This is a genomic window from Pseudomonas sp. N2-3-1-14, from assembly GCF_041228395.1.
Lineage (GTDB): Bacteria > Pseudomonadota > Gammaproteobacteria > Pseudomonadales > Pseudomonadaceae > Aquipseudomonas.
This window is the reverse complement of record NZ_CP166199.1, coordinates 2,435,202-2,448,212: the sequence shown is the minus strand read 5'-3', so window position 1 is coordinate 2,448,212 and position 13,011 is coordinate 2,435,202. Positions and strand designations below refer to the sequence as shown.

10 protein-coding genes and 2 pseudogenes are annotated in these 13,011 nt (G+C 62.1%); 2 read left to right on the top strand and 10 right to left on the bottom strand.

The window, feature by feature from the left end; translation table 11 throughout:
* Positions 1 to 92: 92 nt before the first annotated feature.
* Positions 93 to 1,037 carry a methyltransferase gene (locus AB5I78_RS11430; RefSeq protein ID WP_369302656.1) on the bottom strand — a complete coding sequence of 315 codons (945 nt, stop codon included), beginning with the start codon at positions 1,035 to 1,037 and terminating at the stop codon, positions 93 to 95.
* Between the two features lie 12 nt (positions 1,038 to 1,049).
* On the bottom strand, positions 1,050 to 2,429 hold the full coding sequence (locus AB5I78_RS11425) for an iron-containing redox enzyme family protein (RefSeq protein ID WP_369302657.1): 1,380 nt from the start codon (positions 2,427 to 2,429) through the stop codon (positions 1,050 to 1,052).
* 216 nt (positions 2,430 to 2,645) lie between these two features.
* On the opposite strand from AB5I78_RS11425, the pseudogene AB5I78_RS11420 reads away from it, so the two are divergent.
* Positions 2,646 to 2,908: pseudogene (locus AB5I78_RS11420) on the top strand (AraC family transcriptional regulator); the annotation flags it as partial.
* A 241-nt stretch (positions 2,909 to 3,149) separates the two neighbouring features.
* On the opposite strand, the gene AB5I78_RS11415 reads toward AB5I78_RS11420, so the two are convergent.
* From AB5I78_RS11415 to AB5I78_RS11390, 6 genes and pseudogenes are all read right to left on the bottom strand, one after another.
* Entirely contained in the window at positions 3,150 to 4,892 is a 1,743-nt protein-coding gene (locus AB5I78_RS11415; protein ID WP_145163614.1) for an ABC transporter substrate-binding protein, read from the bottom strand.
* Positions 4,893 to 4,924: 32 nt separating this feature from the next.
* Positions 4,925 to 5,197 (bottom strand): DUF2160 domain-containing protein, encoded by a 273-nt coding sequence (locus AB5I78_RS11410; protein WP_106580628.1) that lies wholly within the window; start codon positions 5,195 to 5,197, stop codon positions 4,925 to 4,927.
* A gap of 10 nt (positions 5,198 to 5,207) precedes the next feature.
* Positions 5,208 to 6,008 carry a carbohydrate ABC transporter permease gene (locus AB5I78_RS11405; protein ID WP_369302658.1) on the bottom strand — a complete coding sequence of 267 codons (801 nt, stop codon included), beginning with the start codon at positions 6,006 to 6,008 and terminating at the stop codon, positions 5,208 to 5,210.
* 10 nt (positions 6,009 to 6,018) lie between these two features.
* Entirely contained in the window at positions 6,019 to 6,885 is an 867-nt protein-coding gene (locus tag AB5I78_RS11400; RefSeq protein WP_017137728.1) for a carbohydrate ABC transporter permease, read from the bottom strand.
* Entirely contained in the window at positions 6,882 to 7,979 is a 1,098-nt protein-coding gene (locus tag AB5I78_RS11395) for an ABC transporter ATP-binding protein (protein ID WP_369302659.1), read from the bottom strand. The genes AB5I78_RS11400 and AB5I78_RS11395 overlap by 4 nt, the downstream gene beginning before the upstream one ends.
* Positions 7,979 to 9,072 (bottom strand): annotated as a pseudogene (locus AB5I78_RS11390) (ABC transporter ATP-binding protein). Before AB5I78_RS11390 ends, AB5I78_RS11395 begins: the two are co-directional and overlap by 1 nt.
* A gap of 366 nt (positions 9,073 to 9,438) precedes the next feature.
* Here AB5I78_RS11390 and AB5I78_RS11385 point away from each other — a divergent pair.
* A complete protein-coding gene (locus tag AB5I78_RS11385; protein ID WP_369302660.1) occupies positions 9,439 to 11,271 on the top strand; it encodes a sigma-54-dependent Fis family transcriptional regulator in 1,833 nt (610 codons plus the stop codon).
* A gap of 1 nt (position 11,272) precedes the next feature.
* Here the strand turns inward: AB5I78_RS11385 and AB5I78_RS11380 are convergent, their stop codons facing one another.
* Positions 11,273 to 12,205: a FecR domain-containing protein gene (locus AB5I78_RS11380; RefSeq protein ID WP_369302661.1), complete on the bottom strand. Its 933-nt coding sequence runs from the start codon at positions 12,203 to 12,205 to the stop codon at positions 11,273 to 11,275.
* Positions 12,202 to 12,744: a sigma-70 family RNA polymerase sigma factor gene (locus tag AB5I78_RS11375; RefSeq protein ID WP_369302662.1), complete on the bottom strand. Its 543-nt coding sequence runs from the start codon at positions 12,742 to 12,744 to the stop codon at positions 12,202 to 12,204. The genes AB5I78_RS11380 and AB5I78_RS11375 overlap by 4 nt, the downstream gene beginning before the upstream one ends.
* Positions 12,745 to 13,011 lie beyond the last annotated feature (267 nt).

Sequence of the window (13,011 nt, the reverse complement as noted above, 5' to 3'; positions counted from 1 at the left end):
AGGCTTATTGATTAAGGGGCGCGACACCTGCGAGCGTTCCGTCGAGGTAGGGCCACAGCCGATCAGTGGTAGCCGCTGATGCGCACCAAGCTTCAGCGCAGTCGGGTGACGGTGAGCGCCACCACGGCGATCCGCTCGACGCCCTCATAGCCGGTTTTTTCCAGCTCTTCGCCAAAGACGTCAGGGTCGATTTCGCGGTAGGTCCAGCCGTAGTCAGCACTGGCCACCAGCGGTTTGATCGCCTCCAGAAAGGCATCGGCGCCGGCCACCATCGCCACGCCCGTGTAGAGCACCAGGCTGCCGCCCAGAGCCAGGCGCTCGCGGGATTCGCTGACGATACGCACCGACAACTGCGCCCCCAGGGCACCGCCACCATGGCGGTAGGCGCGCTGATGCTGGTCATTCATATAGGGCGGGTTGGCAACGATCAGGTCGAATTCGCCGTCGACGCTGGCCAGTATGTCGCTGTGGTACGCGCTGACATTCGCCAGGCCCGCCAGTTCGGCATTCACCGCGGTCATGCGCAAAGCGCGGGGATTGATGTCCACCGCCAGCACGTCAGCGTCAGGCCGGGCGCGGGCGATGACCAATGCACCGACACCCGCGCCGCAACCGATGTCCACCGCCCGCCGCACAGGGTCGAAACGCTGTTGCAGATGGGCTTGGATCACGTGGGCAAACCGGTAGCTGTCGGGGCCGAAAAACACCGCGTCGGCCTGGGTGGTCGGGTACGGCGAGTGGGCGAACAGCAACTCGTCCAGGCTCGACCAGCGCACGGTGCTGCGCCATAAAGCGTCGTGTTTTTCGATCACCTGCGCTTGCTGCAATTCTTCGCGAAAGGCCTCAGGCAACAACGCGTTATCAAATGGCAGCGACCAGCCGAACACATCGCGCATCGTCATCGCCAGCGGTGTTGCCAGGCGCTGGCACACCCGTTCATGGGTCAGGGGCGTCGGCGTGATAAACCGGTAGCCGTTCTCCTTCAATCCGCGGCCCAGGTTCAACAAGGTGCGATCAACGAGCTGCTGTGCAGACATGAACCACACTCCTCAGCGCAGACGCGCGCGCAGTTGGATAAAGCGCCGCGTCGCGTAAAGCCCGGCCGGGGCGCAATGGCGCCGCGCCGACATCCACGGAATCAGCGCATCGAGCTGCTGTTCATCGGCCAGTTTGCACAGTGACTCAACCAGCGCCTGGGTGTCCGGATCGGCCGGGCGATGCTGCTCCCGGGAGAAACGGCTGCCGCGCCCCGGCCGTGCAGGCGGCACGCGCTCGCCGCTGACCCAGTCACCGGCAATCCAGTCGTGCAGCAGCTGCTTTTCAGCGCCGCTGAACACGCCGAACATCGCTGCACCGGCGCCCTCGATCAGTTGCCAGAAGCGGCTGTCGGCAGGGTCCTGGTTGCGCTTGATCCAGCCTTTGTCTTGCAGCGCCTGGAGGAACTCAGCGATCTGCCCAGGCTCTGCCAGCCATTGATTGACGGTTTTGCCCTCGAAGCGGCAGTAATCGGAATGCATGTGCTGACCGTACGTGCGCTTACGCTCAAGCATGGCCACCACTTGCTCCTGCAGGTTGAAGCGCTCGATCACGGCCGTGGTGCCCGGCCCGAGGTCATTGAGCTGATAACCGCGGGCCACGCGGCGGTAGAACTGCTCCCTGCCCTCGCCCAGCGGCAGCAGGTTCAACACCGCTTGCGCGGCCTTGCAGGCATGGCCGCTGCTGGCGTTGTCGATGGTGACGTGGAGGGTGAAGTAATAGGGATCGATGCCCAGCTCGCTCAGCTCGTACGAGGTGATCAGCAGGTGCAGGGGTAATTGCTCATAGCCCAGGTTGTAACCGATCACCTCCGGCAGAAACTCCTCGGTACACAGGCCCAGCGCCAGTTGCAAGGCGCCTTGCAGGTAGTCGTCATCATTGAGGCCGGCTTCGCTGTCGGCATCGTGCTCGCTGAGCAGTTTGCGATAGATCACCACATGGTTTTGCGCCGCTTCGCCGTCGCCCAGTTCTTCGAGGTAGGTGGTCAGCAGCCCATCGAAGCGCTGGTCCTGCCAATAGCGCAGTAAACCGTACAGCCAGGCGCCATCGACCTGTTTGGTCGGCGCCAGGCATTGCAACACGTACAAGGCGTGGGCCTTGTTCTGGAAGTAGCGCCGTGGCTGACCCTGCTGGCGTTGCTCCAGGTAGTCGGCGTAGTCGCGGGCCACGGCGGCGCAGCGCTGCTCGACCCACGCGGGCAGTTGTTCGGGCGTGTCGGGCAATTCGCAGGGCACGTCCTGCACCTGGGCCAATTGCGCCAGCAAGAATTCCCGTGCCAGCGCCTCGCAACCCTCCGTCTCGTTGTACAGCTGCTGGTACACGCGTTGATGGCGGCCGTCGGCCGAGTCAGTCAGGGTGGCCGGTTGGCCCGACAGCGCTGTAAGAAGCGTCATGATGGCAGTTTCCACAAAGTCCGATACAACTCGGCTTTCTCACCAGAAAGCCCCGCAAGAGCGCTCAAAACGCGCGCTTCTAAAGTGCAGAGCATCTGGCTGTGGGGAAAATTCAATCGGCATTGCATGGCTGCGGATCAGCGGTTATTCGGCACCACTCGAGAGATGCCAGGGGGTTGTAGACCAACTCCAGGCTTTACGACTACGTTGGCTGCGTACGAACGGGAGATTCTCTTCCTCGTACTGCAAGGCCCCCATGGCTGGATGTTGTCCGACATCGCCGCACCGGACACTGCCATGGCGCGCGTCAGCCAGGCCATCCAATGGATTCGCCAGGATTTTGCCCAACCGGATACGAAAGCGCGACCCAGTTCAGCCGCGACTATGCGCGGGTGTTCGGGCTGCCGCCCGCGCGGGACACGGCGCGGATTTTGGCGGCGAAAAAAGGGGGGGCAGTAGACACAAAATCAGTGGGCTGAGCGGCCCATTGGGGCGAGTGGGTTTGCTGTGGCAAGCGGGCTTACCGTGGCGAGCGGGCTTGTTGTGGCGAGCGGGCTTGCCCCGCGTTGGGCTGCGAAGCAGCCCCATAAAAGACGCCGAGTTCACCCAGACAGCATTCGGTCGTCAGGTTTTGGGGCTGCTTCGCAACCCAGCGCGGGGCAAGCCCGCTCGCCACGGTAAGCCCACTCGCCATAACAAGCCCGCTTGCCACAGATACTGTTACTTACGCGCTGCCTCCCACGACTTGAGCAGGTCGTTGTAGCTCACGGTTTCGCCTTTGGGTTTCTCATTGGCCAGTTTCGGCTTCGGCGCGCCGGGCTGGTCGAACCAGTATTGGGCATCACGCTCGGGGTTCATTTTCGGGCCGCATATTGGCTGCACGTTGGAGCGTTCCAGGCGCGTCATGATCGCGTCCTGCTCCTTGGCCAGGTTGTCCAGCGCCTGCTGCGGGGTTTTCTCGCCGCTGGCGGCGGCGGCGATGTTGCTCCACCACAGTTGCGCCAGGCGTGGGTAGTCCGGCACGTTGGTGCCGGTCGGGGTCCACTCGACCCGTGCCGGGCTGCGGTAGAACTCCACCAGGCCACCGAGTTTGGGCGCCAGGTCGGTCATGGCCTGGGAGTTGATGTCAGACTCACGAATCGGCGTCAGGCCAACGATGGTTTTCTTCAGCGACACGGTTTTCGAGGTCACGAACTGCGCGTAGAGCCAGGCCGCGAGTTTCTGCTTCTCAGGCGTCGACTTGAGGAAAGTCCAGGAGCCCACGTCCTGATAGCCCTTCTTCATGCCCTTTTCCCAATAAGGCCCGACCGGCGATGGCGCCATGCGCCATTTCGGCGTGCCGTCGGCATTCACCACCGGCAGGCCCGGCTTGGTCATGTCGGCGGTAAACGCGGTGTACCAGAAGATCTGCTGGGCGATGTTGCCCTGGGACGGCACCGGGCCGGATTCGGAGAAGGTCATGCCCGCCGCTTCCGGTGGCGCGTAGGCTTTCATCCAGTCCACGTATTTCTGCGTCGCGTACACCGCGGCCGGGCCGTTGGTGTCGCCGCCGCGGGTCACGCTGGAGCCCACCGGGTGGCAGTCCTCCACGCGAATGCCCCACTCGTCCACCGGCAAGCCGTTGGGCAGGCCCTTGTCGCCGCCGCCGGCCATGGAGAACCAGGCATCGGTGAAGCGCCAGCCCAGTGACGGGTCTTTCTTGCCGTAGTCCATGTGCCCATAAATACGTTTGCCGTCGATTTCCTTGACGTCTTCACTGAAGAATTTGGCGATGTCTTCATAGGCCGACCAGTTCACCGGTACGCCGAGGTCGTAGCCGTATTTTTCCTTGAACTTGGCTTTCAGCTCCGGCCGCTCGAACCAGTCGGCGCGGAACCAGTAGAGGTTGGCGAATTGCTGGTCGGGCAGTTGGTAGACTTTGCCGTCCGGCGCGGTGGTGAACGAAAGGCCGATAAAGTCCTTGATGTCCAGGGTCGGCGAGGTGAAGTCCTTGCCTTCGTTGGCCATCAGGTCGGTGATCGACTCGGTCTTGCCATAGCGAAAGTGCGTGCCGATCAAGTCGGAATCGTTGACCCAGCCGTCATAGATGTTCTTGTCGGACTGCATCTGGGTTTGCAACTTTTCCACCACGTCGCCTTCCTGCAGCAGGTCGTGGGTCAGCTTGATGCCGGTGATTTCGCTGAAGGCCTTGGCCAGCACCTTGGATTCGTACTCGTGGGTGGTGAGGGTTTCCGACACCACGTTGATCTTCATCCCACGAAACGGTTCTGCCGCCTTGATAAACCACTTCAACTCTTCGAGCTGCTGGTCTTGGGTGAGGGTGGACGGTTTGAACTCGCTGCCGATCCATTTTTTCGCCGCGTCTTCGTACGCATCGGCCCAGGCCGTGGCGCTCAAACCGCTGAGGGCCAGCACGCCGGCCAATGAAATGCTATGTCGCAGCTTATTGTTTTTATTCAACATAGAGACCTCCTGGTGGTTTATTCACAAGGGCACTAGCCCCAACGCATCACACTCAACAGCCATACCAGGGACAGCGCGGACGCCACCCAGATGCTCCAGTCGGTAACGCCGATCACCAGTAAATGCAGGTAGGCGCTGCCGAGAAGACCGATAAACAGGCGATCACCACGGGTGGTGCTGATCGGTAAAAAACCGCGCCGAGGGATGCTCGGCGAACGCAGTTCCCAGGTGGTCATGCCCACCAGCAGCACGCCAATGGCCGCAAAGAACAACGCGGTGGGAGTGGTCCAGGCCATCCATTCCATCATCGACTCCTCAGACCCGGCCCAGGGCAAAGCCCTTGGCCACGTGGTTGCGAACAAACCAGATCACCAGCATGCCGGGCAGGATGGTCAACACCCCCGCCGCCGCCAGCACGCCCCAGTCGATACCCGAGGCCGAGACCGTGCGGGTCATCACCGCCGCGATGGGCTTGGCGTTGACCGAGGTCAGCGTGCGCGCCAGCAACAGCTCGACCCAGGAAAACATGAAGCAGAAAAACGCGGTTACCCCGATGCCTGAGCCGATCAGCGGGATAAAAATCTTCACGAAAAACTTGGGAAAGCTGTAGCCGTCGATGTAGGCGGTTTCGTCGATTTCCTTGGGCACGCCGGACATGAAGCCTTCCAGAATCCACACCGCCAACGGCACGTTGAACAGGCAATGCGCCAGGGCCACGGCGATGTGTGTGTCGAACAGGCCGATGGACGAATACAGCTGGAAAAACGGCAGCAAAAACACCGCCGGCGGCGCCATGCGGTTGGTCAGCAGCCAGAAGAACAGGTGCTTGTCGCCCAGGAAGCGGTAGCGTGAGAAGGCGTAGGCTGCGGGCAGCGCCACGCTCAGGGAAATCACCGTGTTCAGGCTCACGTAATACAGTGAGTTGATATAGCCGGTGTACCAGCTCGGGTCGGTGAAGATCACCTTGTAGTTGGCCAGGGTGAAAGCCTGCGGAAACAGGGTCAGCCCGCCGAGGATTTCGGTGTTGCTCTTGAAGGACATGTTCAGCAGCCAGTAGATAGGCACCAGCAGGAACAGAATGTAGACCAGCAGCGGTATGACCTTGCGTTTGCTCATGTTGGCGGCCTCAGCGGTTGGCGTCGGAGTGGGTCATGGCGGTGTAGAACAGCCAGGACACCAACAGGATGATCAGGAAGTACACCAGCGAGAACGCCGCCGCCGGGCCCAGGTCGAATTGGCCGACAGCCATCTGGGTCAGGGTCTGACTGAGGAAGGTGGTGGCATTCCCCGGCCCGCCGCCGGTGAGGACGAAGGGCTCGGTGTAGATCATGAAGCTGTCCATGAACCGCAGCATCACGGCGATCAGCAGCACGCTTTTCATCTTCGGCAACTGGATATGCCGGAACACCGCCCAGGCCGATGCACGGTCTATTCGCGCGGCCTGGTAGTACACGTCCGGGATCGCGCGCAGCCCCGAATAACACAGCAGCGCCACCAGCGAGGTCCAGTGCCACACGTCCATCACCAGCACCGTGACCCAGGCGTCCATGGTGTTGGCCGCGTAGTTGTAGTTGATGCCCATGGCGTTGAGGGTTGAACCGAGCAAGCCGATGTCGGCACGGCCGAAGATCTGCCAGATGGTGCCCACCACGTTCCACGGAATCAGCAGCGGAATCGCCAGAATGATCAGCACCAGCGACGACCAGCGGCCCTTGGTCGGCATGGTCAGGGCAATGGCGATACCCAGCGGGATTTCAATCAGCAGCACGCAGGCCGAGTAGATGAACTGGCGCAGCAAGGAGTCATGCAAGCGCGGGTCGAGCAGCACCTGCTTGTACCAGTCGGCGCCGACAAAGTAGCGGCTGGACTGGTCGAAGATGTCCTGCACCGAGTAGTTGACCACGGTCATCATCGGGATCACCGCACTGAACGCCACCAACAGGAACACCGGCAACACCAGCCACCAGGCCTTGTTGTTCTGCACCTTGTTCATGGCTGCACCTCCAGCAGGTAGTCATCGGCGTAGACCATCAGCCACTGCGCCGGGAAGCTGATCGAGGCGCTGCCCTGAGGCACCGGTTTGTCTTCGGCCAGGCGCACCTTCAACGGCGCGCCGTCGAGGTTGAGGGTCATGATCTTGTAGGTGCCAAGGTCTTCGACATGCGTGACATCGGCCTGCAGCGCGTCAGGGTTGTACTCGTCCCACACGTGGATAAATTCCGGACGGATGCCCACCTGCAGTTTTTTGAAGTCGCCGTCGCGGATGCGCTGCTGCATCGCCTCGGGCAACGGCAGCAGCGTGCCGGCAAACCGCACCCCGCCCGCCTCGGCCTGCACTTCAATCAGGTTCATGCCGGGGCTGCCAATGAAATAGCCGACAAACGTATGGCTGGGCCGCTCAAACAACTCGCGCGGCGTGCCGAACTGCACGATCTGCCCGCCGTACATCACCGCGATCTTGTCGGCAAAGGTCGAGGCTTCAAGCTGGTCGTGGGTCACGTAGACCATGGTGATATTGAACTGCTCGTGGATCTGCTTGAGCTTGCGCCGCAGTTTCCACTTCAGGTGCGGGTCGATCACCGTCAGCGGTTCGTCGAACAGGATTGCCGACACGTCGTCACGCACCAGGCCCCGGCCCATGGAGACTTTCTGCTTTTCATCGGCGGTGAGGTTGCGCGCCTTTTTGCTCAACAGGGTTTGCAGGTCGAGGACTTCGGCAATTTCCTGCACCTTGCTGTGAATTTTCGCCTCGGGCATGCCTTGGTTGCGCAGCGGAAAGGCCAGGTTGTCGAACACCGTCATGGTGTCGTACACCACCGGGAACTGGAACACCTGGGCGATGTTGCGGCGTTCCGGGGTGAGTTCGTTGACCACCCTGTGGTCGAACAGCACCTGGCCTTCCGAAGGGTTGAGCAGGCCGGAGATGATATTCAGCAAGGTCGACTTGCCGCACCCGGACGGCCCGAGCAAGGCGTAGGCGCCGCCCTGCTCCCACACGTGGTTCATTTCCCGAATCGCGTAGTCTTCAGGGCCGGCGGGTGTAGGGCTGTAGCTGTGCGCGAGGTTCTGCAAATGGATCTCGGCCATCAGGCAACCCTCGCTACGCGGCGCCCGGGGCCTGGACCAAGCGGCCCTGGCCATCGAACACAAACAGTTTATGGGTGGGGATGTACACGCGGATCGGCGCATCGACGTCGTACTCGTGCACGCCCGGCAGGTGCAGCACCAGCAGGAAATGCTCACTGCGCACGTGCAGGAAGGTTTCCGAGCCGCTGATTTCGGCCACTTCCACGGTCACGGCCAGTTCCAGGTCATCGTCGTTGCTCGGCACCAGGCTGATATGGCTGGGGCGCACGCCAAAGCGGAACTCGCCCTCGCCGATGGGGCGCAGGTCGACGTTGAGCGGGAAGTGCACAAAATTGGCGAAGCTGACTTCATTGCCGCTGATCCGCCCCGGCATCAGGTTGATCGGCGGCTCGGAAAACAATTCGGCGGCCAGCACGGTCTGCGGCTGGTGGTACACCTCGGCAGCCTTGCCGCTCTGGATCACCCGGCCCTCATGCAGAATCGTGGTGGTGCCGCCAAGGGCGAGGGCTTCATTGGGTTCGGTGGTAGCGTAGAGGGCGATGGTGTGGCGGGCCTTGAACAGCTCGCGCATTTCCTGACGCAGTTCTTCGCGCAGTTTGTAGTCCAGGTTCACCAGCGGTTCATCAAACAGGATCAACTCAGCGTCTTTGACCAGCGCGCGGGCCATGGCCGTGCGTTGCTGCTGGCCACCGGACAGCTCCAACGGATGGCGCTGGAGGAATTTCTCGATGCGCAGCATTTTCGCGGTTTCGAGCACCTTGCTGTGGATCAGCTCGTTGGACACACCGGCCTGGCGCAGCGGCGAGGCGATGTTCTCGAACACGGTCATGGTCGGGTAGTTGATGAACTGCTGGTAGACCATCGACACGTTACGCAGGCGCACCGGCTTGTGGGTGACGTCCACGCCATTCATCAGGATGCGGCCACTGTCGGGCTTGTCCAGGCCGGCCATCAGGCGCATCAGGCTGGTCTTGCCGGACAGGGTGCGGCCCAGCAAGACGTTGAAGGAACCGGCTTCGAAACGCAGGTTGGCGTCGTCGATCCAGGTCTGGCCTTCGACGACGCGGGAGACATGTTCCAGGGTCAATGACATGACACGCCCTTTTTTATTATTGGAATGAATCTGGCAACGACTCAGAGCGAGTTTCGTGCCAGAACTGGCAGGTGATTGATCTGTAAGGACATGGGCCGAATACGCCGCTCGAGCATGAACACAGGTGAACACCTGGGGCTGAACAACTGAACAGGCGCGGGGTTGACAATGAACAGTTGTGAACAACAATTGATGGGCGACGCGAATCAAAGGTAGGAGTGGGCTTGCCCGCGATGACGGTAGAACAGTCGGCATCTGTATTGACTGACCCACCGCATTCGCGGGCAAGCCCGCTCCCACATTTCGACCCTGTTTCTTCAGCCAGATTGTGCACGCCCAATAACAATAAAAAAGAAGGTCGCCTCCATGGCCGAACCCTTGGCTCACGACACCCTCATCCAGGATTCCTGGCGTCGCTGCCGCGCGTTTGGCCTGGACCACCAGAGCACGCCCAGCTTTGACCAACTGCCCGCCGAGGGCATCAGCCAATTGCTGGAGAGCCAGCATTCACTGGTGCAGACCACCCACCAGGAAGTGCTGCCCTACTACGAAAACATCCTGAGCAATTCCAATTGCCTGATCATGCTGGCCGATAACCAGGGCCAGGTCCTGACCTCGTGGGGCACCCAGCGCTTTATCGAGCCGAAACTGGCGCGCGGTTTCAGCGCCGGCGCCAGCTGGAGGGAGCGCAGCAGCGGCACCAATGCGATCGGCACCGCGTTGGCCTGTGCCCAGGCGGTGCATATCGAGCACGACGAACATTTCCTCAAGGCCAACCGCTTCATGACCGGCTCGGCGGCGCCGATCTTTGATGCCCAGCGCGAAATCATCGCGGTGCTGGATGTGTCCAGCGACAGCTATCTACCGCCCTCCCACACCCTGGGCATGGTCAAGATGATGAGCCAGACCGTGGAAAACCGGCTGATCCTCAACGTGTTTCGCGATGAGCATTTCCAGCTGACCTTCAACACCGGCCTGAACAACCTCGACAGCCAGTGGGCCGGGCTGCTGATTTTTGATGAGAGCGGGCAAGTGCTGTCGGCCAACCGCCGTGCGGACAACTTGCTGGGCATCAGTTTGTCGCGGGTGCTGATCGACAGTTTGTTCAAGGTCTCGTTGCTGGAGTTGCTGAACCAGCCGGAAGGCTTGCCGTTCTCGCTGCAGGCGGCGGGACGCAATCGGTTTCAGTGTTTATTGAAGCGGCCGAAGAAGATGCCGATACAGGCGCGGGTCTTCAGTGAGCCCAAGCCGGGCAAGCCTGCCGAGCTGAAGCCGACCTCGATCAGCCTCAACACCCTGCACTTTGGCGACGCGCGTGTAGAAAAAGCCGTGCGCCAGGCCGAGCGTCTGCTGGAAAAAGACATTCCGCTGCTGATCCACGGCGAGACCGGCGTCGGCAAAGAGGTGTTCGTCAAAGCCCTGCACCAGGCCAGCTCGCGCAGCGCGCAGGCGTTTATCGCGGTGAACTGTGCGGCGATTCCGGCGGAGTTGGTCGAGTCAGAGCTGTTTGGCTATGAAAAAGGCGCCTTCACCGGCGCCAATCAGAAAGGCAGCATCGGCCTGATTCGCAAGGCGGACAAAGGCACGTTGTTTCTGGATGAGATCGGCGATATGCCGCTGCCGACCCAGGCCCGTTTGCTGCGGGTGCTGCAGGAGCGCTGCGTGCAGCCGGTGGGCAGCAGCGAGCTGTTCCCGGTGGACTTGCGGATCATCTCCGCCACCAACCGCGCGTTGCGCGAATGGGTGCAGGCCGGGCGCTTTCGCGAGGATTTGTACTACCGCATCGGCGGGCTGACCCTGGAGCTGCCGCCGTTGCGTGAGCGTACCGACAAGCAGGCGCTGTTCCAGCAGTTGTGGCAGCAGCACCGCGAGCCAACTCAATGGGCCGGGCTGAGTGCCGAGGTGCTGGCGTTGTTCGAGCAACACCCGTGGCCGGGCAATTTGCGCCAGGTCAGCAGCGTGCTGCAGGTAGCGCTGGCCATGGCCGAAGAACAACCGGTGCGCCCCGAGCACCTGCCGGATGATTTTTTTGTGGATTTGAACGTGCCAGCGCCGTTGCCTGCCAGCCAGGGTGTGGAAGATGGCATCGACCTCACGCAACGCTTGAAGGCCGCTGGCGGCAATATTTCCCACCTGGCGCGGGAGTTGGGCGTCAGCCGCAACACGTTGTACAAGCGCCTGCGCCAGCATGAACCTTGACTTAACGCGGTTTGACCACCACCAGCAAGTCCGTGAAGTACTCCACCTTGATCGGCAGGTTATCGGCCAGTGCCGCGAGCGCCGCCGCGGTGTCGTCGAGCTTGAACACACCGGACACCCGCAGGTTTTGCAGGGCCTGTGGGTCAAACCGCACCAGGCCATGGCGGTAGCTGGCGAGGGTCTGCAGCACATCGCTCAAGGGCTGGTCATTGACCTTGAGCAGGCCACGCGTCCAGGCGTCCGGGTCGGTGTTGCCAATCGCCTGCGGCGACTGGGCGCGGCCATGGTCAAGCACCGCGCGCTGGCCGGCTGCGACCTTGACGCCCTCTGCGCCCTCGCCTTTGACCGCCACGCTGGACTCGATCACCGTGACCACGGTGGTGCCGTCCGCGGCGCGCTTGACCAGGTAGCGGGTGCCCAGGGCGGTGGCCGTGCCTTGATCGGTGCGCACCACGAACGGCCGTTGCGCATCCTTGGCCACCTCGACCCATAGCTCGCCCTGCAGCAACTGGATCACGCGTTGGTGGCCGTCGAATTTCACGTCCACGGCCGAATTGCTGTTGAGCTGCAAGCGGCTGCCGTCCTCGAGCGCGACCTGACGGCGTTCACCGACACCGGTGCGCTGGTCGGCCATCCACACCGGCGCGCGCTCCAGACCGACCCAGCCGCAGAGTAATACGCCGAGTAAACCCAGCACCTGTGCGCCACGCGAGCGTCGTGGGGCGAAGGCACGGTTAAGGGCGATACGCGCCGGGCGCGCGGGCACGGCGTCGAAATTGCCCCACAGCGCACGCATGCGGTCGATGGCGACGGCATGGCGCGGGTCGGCCTGGCACCAGGTGTTGAAGGCCTGGCGGTCGGCGTCGCTGACGTCTTCGTCGTGCAGGCGTGTCAGCCAGTTCGCCGCTTGCTGGATGATGTGTTCAGTGCTCACGACAGCGGGTCCGCCGCGTGCAGGCTGTGGTAGCAATGCACCAGCGCCGTGGAAATGTAGTTTTTGACGGTACTGGGCGACACGTCCAGGCAGCACGCGATTTCGCTGTACGTCAGCCCGTCGAGGCGGCTTAACAGAAAGGCTTCGCGGGTCTTGGCGGGCAAGCCGGCGAGCATCTCGGCGATGCGCTCCAGGGCCTGCAACGCCACGTGGATTGCCGCCGGATCGGGCATGCCGGCGTCTTCGCACTCAATCACCAGGGCTTGCATGTAGGCCTTTTCGATGCGTCGGCGCCGCGCGCCATCAATCAGCAAACGCCCGGCGGTGGTGGCGAGAAAGGCCCGCGGTTCCTTGATGTTGTGGGGTTCGGCCAGCATCAGGACGCGGATGAACGCGTCGTGGGCCAGGTCGGCGGCGTGCTGCGAACACCCGAGTTTTTTGCGCAGCCAGCCGTGCAACCAGCCGTGGTGCTCGCGGTACATTGCCGTGAGGGTCTGCTGACGGGCGCCATCGCCCGGCGCGGCCGGAATGTCATGCATGCGCAAAAACTTCTCAAATGGGAAATATTACCAATTGCGCGAACAATGCCAGCAAAACGGTATGAGGGCAAGGGGGGCTCAGGTCTGCGCCAGTGCTGTTTTCGGGCGTTACTTGCTGGTAGTTATGGCGAGCGCACTTGTTGTGGCGAGCGGACTTCCTGTGGCGAGCGGGCTTGCCCCGCGTTGGGGCGCGCAGCGGCCCCAGTAGGCCCACCGCGTTTTGGCAGGTAGAACGCGGTCGCTGGTTTTGGGGCTGCTGCGCAGCCC